Origin of the sequence: Aromatoleum tolulyticum (assembly GCF_900156155.1) — a bacterium.
Lineage (GTDB): Bacteria > Pseudomonadota > Gammaproteobacteria > Burkholderiales > Rhodocyclaceae > Aromatoleum > Aromatoleum tolulyticum.
The window spans coordinates 169,527-185,889 of sequence record NZ_FTMD01000008.1 but is presented as its reverse complement, the minus strand read 5'-3'; the positions used below and the strand labels follow the sequence as shown (position 1 = coordinate 185,889).

12 protein-coding genes are annotated in these 16,363 nt (G+C 68.9%); all 12 read right to left on the bottom strand.

Going from position 1 to position 16,363, the window contains the following annotated elements:
• Window positions 1-2 precede the first annotated feature (2 nt).
• Window positions 3-2,618 carry a circularly permuted type 2 ATP-grasp protein gene (locus BW991_RS13720; protein ID WP_076602669.1) on the bottom strand — a complete coding sequence of 872 codons (2,616 nt, stop codon included), beginning with the start codon at window positions 2,616-2,618 and terminating at the stop codon, window positions 3-5.
• 8 nt (window positions 2,619-2,626) lie between these two features.
• Entirely contained in the window at window positions 2,627-5,971 is a 3,345-nt protein-coding gene (locus BW991_RS13715) for a transglutaminase family protein (RefSeq protein WP_076602668.1), read from the bottom strand.
• A 106-nt stretch (window positions 5,972-6,077) separates the two neighbouring features.
• Window positions 6,078-6,806 (bottom strand): proteasome-type protease, encoded by a 729-nt coding sequence (locus tag BW991_RS13710; protein WP_076602667.1) that lies wholly within the window; start codon window positions 6,804-6,806, stop codon window positions 6,078-6,080.
• Between the two features lie 71 nt (window positions 6,807-6,877).
• The gene (locus tag BW991_RS13705) at window positions 6,878-7,831 is read right to left on the bottom strand and encodes an alpha-E domain-containing protein (RefSeq protein ID WP_076602666.1); all 954 of its coding nucleotides are present in this window, start codon (window positions 7,829-7,831) and stop codon (window positions 6,878-6,880) included.
• A 51-nt stretch (window positions 7,832-7,882) separates the two neighbouring features.
• Window positions 7,883-9,319, bottom strand: coding sequence for a circularly permuted type 2 ATP-grasp protein (locus BW991_RS13700; protein ID WP_076602742.1), 1,437 nt, complete (start codon window positions 9,317-9,319; stop codon window positions 7,883-7,885).
• A 307-nt stretch (window positions 9,320-9,626) separates the two neighbouring features.
• Window positions 9,627-10,058, bottom strand: coding sequence for a cupin domain-containing protein (locus BW991_RS13695; protein WP_076602665.1), 432 nt, complete (start codon window positions 10,056-10,058; stop codon window positions 9,627-9,629).
• Window positions 10,059-10,229: 171 nt separating this feature from the next.
• The gene (locus BW991_RS13690; RefSeq protein ID WP_076602664.1) at window positions 10,230-10,790 is read right to left on the bottom strand and encodes a DUF2889 domain-containing protein; all 561 of its coding nucleotides are present in this window, start codon (window positions 10,788-10,790) and stop codon (window positions 10,230-10,232) included.
• 128 nt (window positions 10,791-10,918) lie between these two features.
• Window positions 10,919-12,475: a YiiX/YebB-like N1pC/P60 family cysteine hydrolase gene (locus BW991_RS13685; protein WP_076602663.1), complete on the bottom strand. Its 1,557-nt coding sequence runs from the start codon at window positions 12,473-12,475 to the stop codon at window positions 10,919-10,921.
• 4 nt (window positions 12,476-12,479) lie between these two features.
• Window positions 12,480-13,427, bottom strand: a complete 948-nt coding sequence (locus BW991_RS13680) for a phosphatase domain-containing protein (protein WP_076602662.1) — start codon at window positions 13,425-13,427, stop codon at window positions 12,480-12,482.
• A gap of 248 nt (window positions 13,428-13,675) precedes the next feature.
• On the bottom strand, window positions 13,676-13,900 hold the full coding sequence (locus BW991_RS13675) for a hypothetical protein (RefSeq protein WP_076602661.1): 225 nt from the start codon (window positions 13,898-13,900) through the stop codon (window positions 13,676-13,678).
• Window positions 13,881-15,938 carry a hypothetical protein gene (locus tag BW991_RS13670; protein ID WP_076602660.1) on the bottom strand — a complete coding sequence of 686 codons (2,058 nt, stop codon included), beginning with the start codon at window positions 15,936-15,938 and terminating at the stop codon, window positions 13,881-13,883. The genes BW991_RS13675 and BW991_RS13670 overlap by 20 nt, the downstream gene beginning before the upstream one ends.
• Before the next feature lie 3 nt (window positions 15,939-15,941).
• On the bottom strand, window positions 15,942-16,361 hold the full coding sequence (locus BW991_RS13665; RefSeq protein ID WP_076602659.1) for a hypothetical protein: 420 nt from the start codon (window positions 16,359-16,361) through the stop codon (window positions 15,942-15,944).
• Window positions 16,362-16,363: the final 2 nt, after the last annotated feature.

Sequence of the window (16,363 nt, the reverse complement as noted above, 5' to 3'; positions counted from 1 at the left end):
GTTCAGGCCGAGAGCACCCGCGCGGCGGGAAGGACGTGGGTGAAGAAGCGTTCGGCGATGCGGTTGGACAGCGTCGCCGAGGCGTCGTGAACGACCCGCAGCAGGCGCGCGAGATCCTTGCAGCCGGCGCAGTTGGCGCAGCGTTGCAGCACGGCGCCGCCGCCCGGGCGCCCCGTTTCGAGATCGTGCAGCGAGAAGGCGTTCAGCGCCGCCACTGCGTCGCGGAACGCGGTAATGCCGTAGTCGCCCGCCGGGGATGCGGAAAATTCGCGCTGCAGCGAGTCAAGTGAGCGCAGCAGCATGTCGGTCTGGAACGCCACCGAATGGGGGTGGTCGGCGTCGAACACGACGAGATCCAGCGTCGGCAGGATGTCTGGCGTGCGCAGGTAGCGCTGGCGATAGGCTTCGGCGCAGTCGGCCAGTTCGAGCAAGGCATCGACGCCGGCCGGCTGGCCGCCGCAGGCCTCGAGGAAATGCGCAACGATGCGGCTGCGGCATTGCAGGCGCTCGATGCGGCGGCCGAGGATCAGGAAGCGCCAGCCGCTGTCGCGCATCATCTCGTCCATCGCGAAGCCCGATAGCGAGATGCACGCGAGCAGCACACGGTCGAGCGTCGAGGGCAGCGTCGCGATGTCTGCCGGCGCGCTGCCCTCGGGGCGCTGCCGGCGCAGGATGTCGTGCAGGCGGTTGAGGGAGTGCCAGTGGTCGAGCGACAGGCGGTCGCGCACCTGGGTCGCGGCCCACACGGCGCGGCGCAGGTTGGTGGCGAGGCTGGCGGGGCCGTTCTCGTCGAGCGCTCCTTCGACCAGGCGGCGCGCCACGGACCGGTCCTTCGCGGACGGGAGCAGCCCGAAGAGTTCGCAGTAGCCGACGGCGGTGACGAGGACGCCCGGTTCGCCGAGGACATCGCCCCCAGCGCCGCCGAACGCCGCTCCCCCGAGCACTGCCGCACCGGTGGCCACCTCGCCTTCCTCGTTGAGCCGGTCGCAGGCGAAGCGCAGCAGCCGGGCACTGTTTTCGACGCGCTCGGCGTAGCGGCCGAGCCAGAACAGGTTCTCCGCGGTGCGGCTGGCGATCTCGGGGCCGGCGCGCACGATGTCGCCGGCGCCGAGCTCGCCCTTGAGCAGGCTGAACTGGCTCACCGGCACCTCGGACAGGACCCAGGTGTCCTTCGACGACCCGCCGCGCTGCATGGACAGGATGTCGATATCGCTGCTGGCGGAGACGCGCGTGAGGCCGCCGGGCATCACGCGCCAGCCCTCGGGCGTGACGACCGCATAGACGCGCACGCCGATCGCACGCGCGACGACGCGGCGGTCGAGGGTCGAGCTGCCGGAGTCGGGCATCACCGGTGCCTGCGACAGCTCGACCAGTTCCTGCCCGACGTAGGCGTGCGGGCGATGGCGCAGGCGTTCGGTCCAATGCGCCCGCCCGCGGGCGTCGAGATCGCGCCCGAACACCGGCTGCAGGCGTTGCGAGGGATAGGCGGGCTTGATGACGAGTTCGGCGAGATGCTCGATGACGTAGTCGAGCGCGGGGGCTTCGCCGCACCACCAGCTGGCGACCGCTGGCATCGCGAGCGGCTCGCCGAGGAGGTGTTCGGCGAGCTTGGGCAGGAAGGCGAGCAGGCCCGAGGATTCCAGCACGCCGCTGCCCAGCGCATTGGCGACGAGCACGCGGCCGGCGCGCGCCGCCTCGACGAGGCCGGGCACGCCGAGCGAGGATTCGCCGCGCAGCTCGAGCGGGTCGGCGTAGTCGTCGTCGAGCCGGCGCAGGATCACGTGGACGCGCTTGAGCCCGGCGAGCGTCTTCAGATACACGGTGTCGCCGCGCACGGTGAGGTCCTGGCCTTCGACGAGCGGGACACCGAGATAGCGCGCAAGATAGGACTGCTCGAAGTAGGTCTCGTTGTAGGGCCCGGGCGTGAGCAGCACGACGAATGGCGTTTCGCCGTGATCGACGGGAGCCCAGCGCGCGAGGCTGTCCTGCAGGTGGCGGAAGAAGTCCGCGAGGTGATGCACGCGCTGGTCGCGGAACAGTTCCGGGAACAGGCGCGAGACGATCAGGCGGTTTTCTAGCGCGTAGCCGGCGCCCGAGGGGCCCTGCGCGCGGTCGGCGATGACCCACCAGCGGCCGTCGGGCGAGCGCGCGAGGTCGGCGGCATAGACGTGCAGGAAGTGGCCCGAGGGCGGGCGAGTGCCCAGGCAGGGCCACAGGAAGCCGTTATGGCCGTAGACCAGCGCGGCAGGCAGCGCACCGCTGCGGATCAGGTTCTGCGGGCCGTAGAGGTCGGCCAGCACCTGATCCAGCAGGTCCGCGCGCTGCGCGACGGCGGCGTCGATCTGCGCCCACTCGTCGGCGGGGAGGATGAAGGGCAGCGGATCGAGGGTCCACGGCCGGTCGGTTCCCTGCGCATCGGCATAAACGTTGTAGGTCGTGCCGTTCTCGCGGATGCGCTCGGTGACGAAGGCCTGGCGCGCGCGCATCTGGTCGGGCGTCGAGGCGTCGAGCGCGTCGAACAGCGGCTGCCAGTGCGGCCGCAAACGCTCCGCGTCCGCCAGCATTTCATCGTAGCGGCCGGACTGGCGGGCGTAGAGCGAGAGCAGCTGGTGCGGCATCGTCGGTATCAGGGCGTGGCCTTGGGGACTCCCCGCAAGTCTAGCGTGAAGGGGAACTCCGCGTTGCGTCGCACGGGTTCGATATCCACGGGACGGCTGCCCGGAGTGTGGCCCATGCGGAAGAAACGGGCCAGACGGCGCGATTCGGCTTCGAAGGCATTGACCGGGAAGGTGTCGTGGCTGCGTCCGCCGGGGTGGGCGACATGGTACTGGGCGCCGCCGAGCGAGCGCTTCATCCAGGTGTCGACGAGGTCGAACACCAGCGGCGCATCGACGCCTATGGTCGGATGCAGGCACGACGCCGGTTGCCACGCGCGGTAGCGCACGCCAGCGACCGCCTCGCCGACGGTGCCGGTCGTCTGCAGCGGCAGCGCCGCGCCGTTCACCGCCAGCACGTAGCGGTCCGGCGCCATGCCGCTCACCTTGACCTGCAGGCGCTCGAGCGAGGAGTCGACGTAGCGCACGGCGGCGCCGGCGCCGCCCTCCTCGCCCATCACGTGCCACGGCTCCAGCGCGTGGCGCAGTTCGACTTCGATGCCGCGCACGGCGAAATCGCCGACCTTGGGGAAGCGGAACTCGAAATGCGGTGCGAACCACTCCTCACGGATAGGCAGGCCGAATTCGTTCATCTCGGCGATGACGTCGGCGAAGTCCTGCCCGACGAAATGCGGCAGCAGGTAGCGGTCGTGGAGCTCCGTGCCCCAGCGCACGAGGCGTTCCGGCGCGTAGGGCTGCTGCCAGAAGCGCGCGACGAGCCCGCGCAGCAGCAGTTGCTGGGTGAGCGACATGCGCGCGTGCGGCGGCATCTCGAAGGCGCGCAGTTCGAGCAGGCCATGACGGCCGGCGGGGCCGTCGGGCGAATACAGCTTGTCGATGCAGAACTCGGCGCGGTGCGTGTTGCCGCTGACGTCGATGAGCAGGTTGCGCAGCAGGCGGTCGACGAGCCAGGGCGGGCACTGGCCTGGCCCGTGGCTACCGATCTGCCGCTCCAGCTCGCGGAACGCGACTTCGATCTCGTACACCGAGTCGTTGCGCGCCTCGTCGATGCGCGGCGCCTGCGAGGTCGGGCCGATGAAGAGGCCGGAGAAGAGATAGGACAGCGAGGGGTGGTTGTGCCAGTAGCTGATCAGGCTCCTGAGCAGGTCGGGCCGGCGCAGGAAGGGCGAGTCGGCGGTGGTCGCGCCGCCCAGCACGAAATGATTGCCGCCGCCGGTGCCGCTGTGGCGTCCGTCGAGCATGAATTTCTCGGTCGACAGGCGGGACTCGCGCGCGGCCTCGTAGAGGTGGGTGCTGCGATCGACGAGTTCGTCCCAGTTCGCGGCGGGGTGGATGTTGACCTCGATCACGCCGGGGTCGGGCGTGATGCTGAAATGCGCGAGGCGCGGATCCGACGGCGGCGCGTAGCCTTCCAGGATGACCGGCTGGCCAAGCGCTGCGGCGGTGGCTTCGACGGCGGCGACGATGGCGAGGTAGTCGTCGAGCGCGGCGGTGGGCGGCATGAAGATGTACAGGGTGCCTTCGCGCGCCTGTGCGCACATCGCGGTGCGCGTGACCCAGGCAGCGGATTCGTGCCTGCCGGGGATGCGCTCGGCGGCGTCCTCGCCCGCCCCGGCGCGCGCCGGATGCTCGCGCAGCTGCCGGAGCAGTTGCGCATGCGCGGCGAGCGGCGGGAAGGCTTGCGCCGGGTCGGGCTGATGCAGGTAGGGGTAGTCCCTCTTGCTCACCCACGGTTGCGAGTCGAGCGGCAGGCGGTAGCCGATGGGCGAATCGCCGGGGATCAGGCAGCAGCGTTCGGAACGCAGGAACCACGAGCCGCTGACCCATTCGCCGGCGGTGTCGCGCGCAATCGGCAGCACGGCGCCGACGGGGTTGGGCAGGCCGTGCGAGAACACGCGCATCAGGCGCTCGCGCTCCGCCGGGTCGTCGAGACGCGCGTCGAAGGGATCGACGTTGGCGGGCAGGCGATGCTCGCGCCACAGGTAGTAGAACACGTCCTCGAAGGCGTCGAACACGTATTTCGGGTCGAGCCCGAGCCGCTCGGCGACGCCGGCGAGGAAGCGGCTCGCAGCCGCGGCATTGGCGCCGGCGGGGTTGCGCTCGTCGGCGTACAGCGCGGCGTCGTGCCACATCGGCTCGCCGTCGCGGCGCCAGAAGGCGTTCAGCGACCAGCGCGGCAGCTGCTCGCCGGGATACCACTTGCCCTGACCGAAGTGCATCAGGCCCTGCGCACCGTATTTCTCGCGCAGACGGCGGTAGAGATCGGCGGCGAGCAGGCGCTTGGTGGGGCCCAGCGCGGTGGTGTTCCATTCGTCGCCGTCGGGGTCGTCAATCGCCACGAAGGTCGGCTCGCCCCCCATCGTGAGGCGCACGTCGTGGGCCGCCAGCTGTGCGTCGATCTCGTGACCGAGCGCCTCGATGCGCGCCCATTGCGCTTCGGTATAGGGCTTGGTGACGCGCGGCGCCTCGCGGATGCGCTCGACCTTCATCGCATGGAAAAAATCGCATTCGCAATCGTCGACGACGCCGCTGACCGGCGCGGCCGACGAGGGCTCCGGACTGCATGCGAGCGGGATGTGGCCTTCGCCGGCAAACAGGCCGGAGGTCGGATCGAGGCCGATCCAGCCCGCGCCCGGCAGATAGACCTCGCACCACGCGTGCAGGTCGGTGAAATCCACCTCGGGTCCGCTCGGGCCGTCGAGCGATTTCACGTCGGCGGCGAGCTGGATCAGGTAGCCGGACACGAAGCGCGCTGCGAGCCCGAGGTGGCGCAGCAGCTGCACCAGCAGCCAGGCGGAGTCCCGACACGAGCCGCTGCCGTTCTCCAGCGTTTGTTCGGGCGTCTGCACGCCGGGCTCGAGGCGGATCAGGTAGCCGATATCCTGCTGCAGCTTCGCGTTCAGCTCGACGAGGAAGTCGACCGTGCGGCGCCTGTCGCGCGGGATCACCCCCAGATACGCAGCGAAGCGCTCGCCCAGCCCCGTGCCGACGCTCATGCGGTGCAGGTAGGGCGCGAGCTCGATGCGCTGTTCCGCGTTGTAGGCGAGCGGGTAATCCTCGGCCTCGGGTTCGAGGAAGAAGTCGAAGGGGTTCAGCACCGCCATCTCGGCGACGAGGTCGACCTCGACGCGGAACGCTTGCGTCGTGTCCGGAAACACGAGGCGCGCCAGGTAGTTGCTCTGCGGATCCTGCTGCCAGTTGATGAAATGTTTGGCGGGCAGCACCTTCAGCGAATACGACAGGATGCGCGTGCGGCTGTGCGGGCAGGGTCGAAGGCGCACGACCTGCGGTCCGAGCCGGACCGGGCGGTCGTACTTGTAGTGGGTGACGTGGTTCAGGGCGACGTGGATCGACACGCTGGGTCTCCGCTAATTGTCGGGGCGTCGCCGGACAAGCCGCCGGCGACGTTCGGGGATGCGATCCGGTTGCGGGCGCCAGGCGGACCGCGGCGACGCGGCGTGCTCAGAGCCAGTCCGGGTTCGGCAGCTCGGCGAAGGCCTCGCGCAACCGCTCGCCCCACTGGCTGCGGATCTGCGCGTAGTAGGCGTGATCCAGGTTGACCGAGACGTGCGACTTGACGGTCAGCGCGTCGCGCTCGATGACGCACAGGTCGAGCGGCAGGCCGACCGACAGATTCGAGCGGATCGTCGAATCCATCGACACCAGCGCGCACTTGGCCGCGTCGGCGAGCGTGGAGCCGTAGCGCAGCACGCGGTCTATGATCGGCTTGCCGTACTTCGATTCGCCGATCTGGATGTAGGGGGTGTCCTCGGTGGCTTCGATGAAGTTGCCTGCGGCATAGACGTTGAAGAGCCGCGGCGCCTCGCCGTAGATCTGGCCGCCCACGATCAGCGAGGCGTTGAACTCGACGCCGAACTCGTGCATGGCGTCCGCATCGCGCCGGTGCACCTCGCGCACGACGTCGCCGACGTGGCGCGCGACCTCGAACATGTTCGGCGCATTGAAGAGGTTCGCCGAATCGGTGAGTGCGAGCCGCTCGCTGATGATGTTCACGACCGACTGGCTCACCGACAGGTTGCCCGACGTGCACATCACGACCACGCGCTCGCCCGGCCGCTGCCAGACGCGCATCTTGCGGAACGTGTTGATGTGGTCGACGCCCGCGTTGGTGCGCGAGTCGGAGAGGAATACCAGCCCCTTTTCGAGGCGCATCGCAACACAGTAGGTCATGGCAATTGCTCGTTCGGTGCTGCGGCTGGAAGGCACCCGCCGCGGCGTGTCATATGCTTCGCCCGCCCGGCTCAGGCGCCGACGAGGAAGTCCTCGCTGATCCGCACGCTCAGATCACCGATCGAATCGATGAAGGCGTCCAGCCACGCGTGCAGCCCGCGCTCGAAGATGTCGTCCATGCGGCCGTAGCGCAGCGTCGCGTACAGCTGGCCGGCGCGGCGCACCGTCTCGTCGGAGCGGCTGTTGCGCACCTTTTCGAGGACCCTGACGATCCCCCCCATGCACGAATGCAGCGCACGCGGCAGGTCCTCGCGCAGGATCAGCAGTTCGGCGACGCGCTCGGGCGTGATCACGTCGCGATAAACCTTGCGATACACCTCGAAGGCCGACACCGAGCGCAGCAGCGCGCCCCAATGGTAGAAATCGTTGGCATCGACGAGGTCGTCCCCCTGGCTCTGCTGCGCGCCGGCGAGGCTGTGGTACTTCACATCGAGGATGCGTGCGGTGTTGTCGGCGCGCTCGAGCAGGGCCCCCAGGCGGATGAACTGGAAGGCCTCGTCGCGCAGCATCGTGCCGAACATCGCACCGCGCAGCAGCGAGGCGCGCTGCTTCACCCAGTCGAAGAAGGCGGCGATCCCGCCGGCATGGATCTCGGCAAAGCTCTGGTCGCGCAGCTGCAGCCAGGTCTCGTTGATCGTCTCCCACATCTCGGCCGTGAGCGTGCCACGCACCGCGTGGGCGTTCTCGCGCGCCGCGCGCAGGCAGCTGTAGATCGACGACGGATGCGTCTCGTCGCGCAGCATGAAGTGCAGCACTTTGGTCGCAGTGACCTCGTCGTGCCGCTTCGCGTAGGCGTATTCGAGACTGTTCAGCGCGATGATCGCGTTCCAGCTGCTGCGCTCGGTCTCGGCGTCGTGCGGCACGAGCGACATCTGATAATTGACGTCCAGCAGGCGCGCGAGGTTTTCCGCGCGTTCGGAATAACGGGCCATCCAGTAGAGGTGATCGGCGGTGCGGCTCAGCATGATGCGGGCTCCGGCGCGGCGGTCGTGGTCGGGGGGCGAAGGCGGGAGGACTCAGCGGTGCGGTTCGGCATGGCCGTTCTCCAGCACCCAGGTGTCCTTGGTCCCGCCGCCTTGCGAGGAATTGACCACCAGCGAGCCCTCGCGCAGCGCGACGCGCGTGAGCCCGCCCGGCACCAGCGAAACCTCCTTGCCCGACAGCACGAAAGGCCGCAGGTCGATGTGGCGCGGCGCGATGCCGCTGTCGACATAGGTCGGACAGGTCGACAGCGCCAGCGTCGGCTGCGCGATGTACTTGTCCGGATGCGCGACGAGCACCGCGCGGAACTGCTCGATCTCGGCCTTCGTCGCGGCCGGCCCGACCAGCATGCCGTAACCGCCGGCGCCATGCACCTCCTTCACGACCAGTTCCGGCAGATGAGCCAGCACGTAGCGCAGGTCGTCCTTCTCGCGGCAGCGCCAGGTCGGCACGTTGTTGAGGATCGGCTCCTCGCCGAGGTAGAAGCGCACCATCTCGCCGACGTAGGGGTAGATCGACTTGTCGTCGGCGACGCCGGTGCCGATCGCGTTGCACAGCGTCACGCGCCCGGCGCGGTAGGCCTTCAGCAGCCCCGGCACGCCCAGCATCGAATCCGCGCGGAAGACCTGCGGATCGAGGAAGTCGTCGTCGATGCGGCGGTAGATCACATCCACGCGCTTCGGACCGCAGGTCGTGCGCATATAGACGGCGTCGTGGTCGATGAAGAGGTCGCGGCCTTCGACGAGCTCCACGCCCATCTGCTGGGCGAGGAAGGAGTGCTCGAAGTAGGCCGAGTTGAATGCCCCCGGCGTCATCACGACCACGGTCGGATCATCCACGCCGGCCGGCGCCACCGCGCGCAGCGTCTCCAGCAGCAGGTCCGGGTAGTGCTCCACCGGCGCGATCTTCTGCTGCGCGAACAGCTCGGGGAACAGCCGCATCATCATCTTGCGGTTCTCCAGCATGTAGGACACGCCCGAGGGCACGCGCAGGTTGTCCTCCAGCACGTAGAACTCCCCCGCCCCCGCGCGCACGATGTCCACGCCCGCGATATGCGCGTAGATGCCGTTGGGCACCTTGAAGCCCCTCATCTCCGGACGGAACTGCGCGTTGTCGAGCACCTCGTCGGCCGGGATGCGGCCTGCACGCAGGATGTCCTGGCCGTTGTAGATGTCGCCCAGGAACATGTTCAACGCCTTCACGCGCTGCTTCAACCCGGCGCGCAGCGTCTTCCATTCCGCATTGGGGATGATGCGCGGGATGGTGTCGAAGGGAATCAGCCGCTCGGTGCCGGCTTCCTCGCCATACACGGCGAAGGTGATGCCCAGGCGGCGGAACGCGAGGTCCGCCTCCGCCCGCTTGCGCGCCATCACATCCGGCGACAGCCCGCGAGCCCAGGTTTCGAACGGAAGGTAGTGCGGGCGCGTCGTCGCGTCCCCGTCGTGCATTTCGTCGAAAAACAGCGTCGTCATGATGATTCGATCCGGTTGCGATTCATCGGACATCAGCGAAGACCATGCCAGGGTGAAATTCCCCACAGGCAAAGCACCATTCCGTGCCGCTCCAGCGAATTTCACACGCGGCCGCACTACGGCGGTGCAAACGCCGCCCATTCAATGTGCATCGCCATACTATGCACCACGATGCAGCCTTCCGCCGCCCGGAGGCGCCGCAGCCCTATCCGGCCCCTCACGGGTGGGTAGACCTTATCGTAGGAAAGAATTGCCCGCACTGCGCCCCGCACTGCGGCGACGGCCCGCCGGCCGGCCCGGAACCGGTTCAGCCGCTGCCCGCGCGGGGATCTTCGGCGGGGTCGTAGGGCACGACGTTCTCCTGCTCCGCAGGATCGTTGCGCGCGACGATCGCCCGTGCCGGGTCGGTGTCGCTGAGATTGAAGGCCTGGTGCGGGACGTCCGGCGGGATGAACAGGAACTCCCCCGCGCTGCTCACGACCCGCTCGCGCAGACCGGGCCCGAAGCGCGTCTCGACGCGACCTTCGAGCACATAGATCGCCGTCTCGTAACCGCGGTGCCGATGCGGCGCCGCAACCCCGCCCGGCGGAATCACCACCATGTGCATGGACAGCCCGCGGCTGCCGGCCGTCTCGCCCGAGATCCCGACGAAATAAGGCAGCCGCTGTCGCGTGAGGACTTCCCGGTCGGGCCGCAGCGCGACCACCTTGGGTGAAGGATCGGAGGCTGGTGTCGGCATGCTGCATCCCCACCGCAAACGGCACGGCGACGAAAGGGCCGCACCCGACTCAGCCTAGACCGCCGATCCGCCGCTGTCGAGGCGGCTCATTTTGCCCGCGGAACCTTCACCGCCCCGCGGCCGACCTGCGGCGTCCTGCGCCCATCGATCCGCGCGGACGCCGGGCCGGCCTCACTGCTGGGCGAGTTCCGGATATTCCTGCCGCAGCGTGTCGCCGTCGCGTTTCCACACGCGGCATTCGCCGACAAAGGCCAAGGCACGCGAATCCGGCCAGCGCCGCGGGTCCGGGTCGATGGCGACCTGCCGCGCCACGCGGTCGGGCCACGAAGCCTGCGTGTAGGTGTTGCCGACCTGCGTGATCAGGTCGGTGAGATGGGCGCAGCCGTGTTCGCTGCCGATACGCTCGCGAATCAGCCGCCCGAAGCCCGGCCCGATCTGCAGCCCGATCAGGCGGCGGTAGGCATCCACCGCTTCGCCGCACCCCGTCCACGGCGTCGCCTGCATCGCGGCCCGTACGTCGAGAATCGTGAAATTCTCGTCGATGAGGAAATTGATGCCCATGTGATGCATGAACTCACCGGCACGTACCGGCTCGCGCGAACGGAACGGGACGTCCTCGCCCTTCTCGTCCACTACCGTCGCCTCGATTTCCCACAGACCGTCCTTGCGCCGAAAGGCGCGGCACGTGATCTGGCGCGTATGCGTAAGCTCGCGCTCGCTGTCTCCAAACATTTCCCTTCCCTTGCCGAATCGGTAATCACCGTCACCACCGTGATGACGAACGGTCCAATGGTAACGTCCGTCGGGTCGGAGAGCGATCGCCGACACCGCCTTGAACGGACAGGGCGTGTCGCGGGCGCTCACAGCCCCTGCCCGGTCACGCGGGCCTGGGTCAGCAGATGCCATTTCGGCCGCCGCCAGCTGCGGCGGAATTCTTCCAGCGTCGCATCGACCGCCCGCCCCGCCCGCTCCTGGCCGTCGAGGAACAGCACCAGGTCCGTCTGCTGGGCGGGGGAGCCGAACTGGCTGTCGAACTGCTCGACGATGTCGTTGGGCGAGGTCGCCAGGCGCCCGAGCACCTCGTTCACCGGGAACGCGAGGCCGCGGCGCCCGCCCTCGGCCTCGTAGGCCTTGAAGACCAGTTCCGAACACACCAGCGCCGCATCACTGCGGAAATCGAAGTTGAAATCGTACGGCCGTCCCGCATAGCCGTAGGCCCGCAACAGCGCCATCGCCTTGTCCACGCGCGACACCCGCGGCCGCAGCACCGCCAGCGAATCCGCATCGGCCGAATGCTCGATGGTGGTGAAGGCCACCCCTTCGCTGATCGCCTCGACGACACGCGCCGGATGCCCCCCATGCTCCGCCGCGCCATCGGCCTGCGCCCGCGGGTGGCGGCGGGCGAGCAGGCGCTCGAAGGAGCCCGACGGCTCTCCCTGCGCACGCACCCAGTCGCGCACCTCGGGGGTATCGAAGTAGCTTTCGCGCTCCGCCGGAGAGCCGATGTAGAGCGCCGCGTGCGGCCAGAAGCCGGGCAGACCGACGTTCGACACATACCACTCGCGGCGTTCGAGCAGGATGTCGCCGGGCTCGAGCCGGCCCGGCAGGGTCGCGATCTGCTCGGCCGAAATCAGGCTGCGCTGCAGACGGAGCACCTTGGTGTCGCCCATCCACTCGGCCACGCCCGCCTGCACCGGAAACCACAGGCCGAACCCGCTCTTGCGCACCACGTCCACGGCATTGGCAACGGTCATCGTCTCGCCGCGCCCACGCCCCATGCGTGCGATGACTCCTGCGTCCTCGCGGACGACGTCGGCCAGCGCCGGGTCCGCGGCGCCACCGTAGTGGCGCGACAACACCTCCCGCGCCGCGAACTCCGTGGCCCGCGCGACGTTGAGGAAGCGGAACTTGAAACGGTCGAAACTGCGCGGCGCGCCGCCCGCATCGGGCAAGGGCTCATTGAACAGCACGTCCAGACCGGGCTCGTGACGTGCAACATCGATGAACTCCAGTGCGCTGCGGTACTGGGCCAGAAAGGCCGCCTGATTGACCAGGAAGGACGCGGCACGCTGCCGCTCGTCGCCCAGTCGGCGGTAATCCGCGTGCAGGGCGGCGATGGAGTCGAGCGCGACGAAGTAATCCCGCAGGCGGCGCCACACCGCCCGCACCGCATCGCGCTCCTCCTGCGACAGCAGACGCTTGTCCGACGCCCGCACGGCGGGGAACAGCCGGGGCTGACCGGCGGCGAATTCGATCACCGAGCGCAGGCCGCTGCGATAACGCAGAACGGCCGCCAGGTCCGCCTGCTGGCGCGACTGCAGCTCGTCGGCGGAAAGGGACTGCAGGGAAAAGGTCCCCGTGCCGGCCGTCGCCAGCAGCGGAACGCACGCAAGTATTGCGAGAAGGTATCGCTTCATTTCGTCACCGGATGGCAGCTTGGCGGAGCACTTCGGCCAGGTCGCGCTGGCCCTCGTACCTTTCCCGCCGCGGATCGGGGTGTACGCGGCGGATCCAGATCGCCTCGACCTGACCGGGGTGCTGGCGCCGTACCCGGTCGTAGATCTCCGGATCGCGCTCACCGTCGTCGCCGACCAGCACGAAGCGGACATCGGGCAGGCGCCGGAAGATCTCCTCGATCCGGCGCGTCTTGTAGGCGAACTGGTCGAGCAGGGGATCGCTGCTGTCGTCGTCGGTCACCCGCTTCATCAGCAGCACCCCCGCAGGAAACCGGTTGCGCTGAAGGAATTCGCCGACCGGCCGCTGCAACTGCCGCGGCGATGCGGAAAGGTAGAACAGTGGCGCGGCCGCCGGCTGCGGATTGAGCGCGCCACGCTGCGCGTACAGCCCGGCCGTCCCGGCCACGGCTTGCCGCTGCGCCGGATTCTTCAGCAGGCTGTTGGCCAGCAGGCGCCGCTTGTCATTGACCTCGCTGACGAGGATCGTGTCGTCGATATCCGAGACCAGCCCGCTGCGGTTCGCCGACGGCACCACGAGCAGTTCGCCGCGGCCCGACGCATCGCCGCTACGGGCAAGCACCTCGTGCCAGCCTTCGGCCAGGGGCGCCGCCGCATCCAGCTCGACACGGAAATAGCCCTCGTCATCGCTCTGCGTTTCCCACTCGCGGCTGGCCACCGTGACGGTCACGGGGCGCTGCCCGCGCTCGTCGTTCTTCAGCAAGCGCGCGTTGCGCCGGAGATTGCGCCAGCTGCCATCGTCGACGCGCGCCTCGCCCGACTCGTGGCGTTCGATCACGCGCCCCTCCACGGCAGCCCCGCGCACATCCCCGTAGCCGGGATAGAGCACGACTTCGTCCTCGCCCGCCCACGCGGGTAAGGCCAGCAGTGCCAACCACATGATCCAGCTTCGCATCCCGCGCTTCCTTACCGTCATTCGCCCGACACCTCGCGCCCGCGCGGACGGCAGCCGCCCGCGGACATGCAAATCGGGAATTATACCCATGGAGCATGTCACGCCCGGCATGCCCCGTCGGGACCGGAAAATCCCGCTCATTGTAGCGGCGCGCGATAATTGGCACTGAATTGCGCGAAAATTGACGCTCGCTTGAGCTTGGACCCTGCGCAAACGAATTGCGCCTGATCCAACACCTTGTCGGCGAGTTACACCGTCTGATCGACGCCCGTCAGGGCGGGTGCCGGACCCTCGATCACTCCCGCTCGTACATACACATGTTCCCCGACTGCCGCTTCGCCGCGGACGCGTAGCTGTGCGCCGTCGCTGAGCTGAATCGTGACGCCGTCGGCGTGCGCGGCCACGACCTCGCCGGTGAGGAGCGGCGCGCCGGGGAGGAGTGCGAGGAGGCGCTTATACGGGTTCCAGCTCATGTGTTTCCACCTGTATCGTTTGCCAGAGTTGCGGGAAGTCGTGGCTCACCTCGATGGCGCGACTGAGCCCAAGACGAGACGTGCCGGACTCGACGTAGCGGATGAGCTTCCCCGGGGTGATCAGGCCGGTCTCGGGCAGGACGGGCAGCCGAAGGGTGATGCGCGCCTGGCGGCCGGTGTCGGCGAGCGCGGCGAGACCGCGCTGCCGAGTCATCTCGGGGGCCGTTGCGAGCGAGTCGACAATCTGCGGGGCGATGCGGTCGGCGGCGGTGCCGGTGCGCAGGATGCGGTCGTGGCGGCCGCCGGTGGATCCGCCCGTGACATAGACGGCGTTGTAGGCGGGACGATCGGTCCATTCGATGCCTTCCACCTCGACGACATCCTCGGGCAGCTCGAGGTCGGGCGTGAGCGAGGCCCAAGCCCACGGGGCAGCCGGATAGCGCGGCAGCACGATCAGAGTTTGCTCGGTGTCGTGGCCCTGTACGTACGCGCCGCCCGCTTCGGCGATACGATTCGCGGCGTCCTTGTAGGTGCCTTGATGGCTCCATGCGCCAGCGGGGACGAGCCAGTCGGTGATACGCCAATCGACGGTCCAGCCAATAGAGACTCCGTTGGTCGTGAGCGCGTCCTCGAGGAGCTGGCGGGCGGTTCGTGCCTGGGCGTTTGAGCGGGTCTCGACGGCCGCGTACGGATCCGCAAGCCACGCAGCGCGGCCGAGGCCGGACACCCTGACCCTGCCATCACCGAAGCGCCGATCGCGGTTGATTTTTTCGACGACCAGGCGCAGGGGGGACCCGTTCAAGGTGGCGATGAGTTCGAACTGCTCACCCAGGGCAGGAGATTTCACGGCGCCGAGTTCAGTGATGGGCAACGTCGCACTCCAGCTCCACGTCCAGCTATCGACGTCGATGCTGGCCGAGAACTGGCGAGCAGCGACAGGGGCTCCCGTGTCGGCGCGAACGAACGTAACGGTGTTGATCACAAAGTAGTACTCCGGAACGGGGATAACGACCCCAGGCGCCGGCGGCCGGTTACCGAACCGCAGATTCGTCGTGCCGTCATTGAGACGCCAGAACAGCAGATGAACGGGGCTGCTGTAGGGATTCGGAACCGGCGGCTCGACGCCGGGGTCGGGGCGCCACATCCCCACTGGCAACGGAATGGCCTGCTGGTGGCGGACGCTGCGACGGGTGGAGGTGGGCAGGCCGTTGTGGGCGGCCGTACGGGCGGCACAGTTGAGTGGCAGCCCCGACTGGTGATCGGCGCGCCGGTGCTGCCGCGTGCGGATCTGCTCCGCATGACGGGGCCGGGAACCAGCAGCGGCGGCGAGTCCGGACTGATGCCGCTGCCGGAGCGCACGACGGGCGCGCTCATGGTCGGCATGGCGCGGACGCAGGGCGGACGCGAGGGCGCCGCCGTGTTGGTGGCGCTGGTTGAGCGGGCGCTGCGCGGGCAGCATTCCCTGGTCGCGCGGCCGGGCCCCGATCGCCAGCGGCAGGGCCTGTGCATGCGTGGCGTTGCCCGGCGTGTGCGCAGCCAGCATTGCCTGCTGGTGCGCCGCGAGGCCCGCGGAAATGGCGAGCGCCGAGGCGTGACGGGGAGCGGTGCGAGGCCCGACGGCGTCGGGGAGCGCGCTGTCGTAGGTCACGGCGGCGTCGAGCGACAGGGCCGGGATCTGTGGGGCGGGGAACGTCGCCGCGAGGGTGACGGCCTGCAGCTGCTCGCCGAGGGCAGCCAGCTCGAGGGCCGGGAGAATCGGCGCGGGTAGCGTCGCGTCGATTGTGACGCCAACGGGGGCCTCGATCGCATCCAGCGTGAGCGACAGCGTCGGCGGCGGGAGGCTGGCCGACAGCGTGCCGGTGACCAGGACATAGCTGTCGCCCGTGGCGGCGAGGGCCAGTGCGGGCGGCTGTGCCGCGGGGAGGGTTGCGGCGAGCGAGCCGGTAACGTCGGTCTGCGTGGGGGCGTCGGCGAAGCGGAGCTCGACGGCCCCAGGGGTCGTCGTAACCGCACGCCAGAAACGCAGATCGACGGCCACCGATTACCCCTGCAAGGTCGCGGACGTGATGCGCACGAAGGCCCCCACGGCGAGCGTTACCACCTGCAGCTTGATTTCGCCGCTGCCGGCATCGTCGGAGACCGAGGCGTCGGCCCACCAGGCGCCCGCGCCGTCGTAGATGCGCGCCCACACGGCGTCGCCCGCGACGGCGATCTGCCCTTCGATCGGCGTCGTGAGGACGATGCGGAACAGCGCGCCGTCGACGGTGCCGGGCGGATTGGACATGGTGCAGGTGACGAGCGGCGAACCGCCGGGGGCGGCGCCAGGGGCTGGGCGAACGGTGCCGTAGAGTTCGATGTAGGGTGCGCCGGGGCCGGAGTCGAGGAGATCGAACGAGGCCTGCAGTGCGGGCAGTCGGGCAGCTGCGTTGCGGGCGTTAGAGTGCGCGGTCGAGATGTCCATAG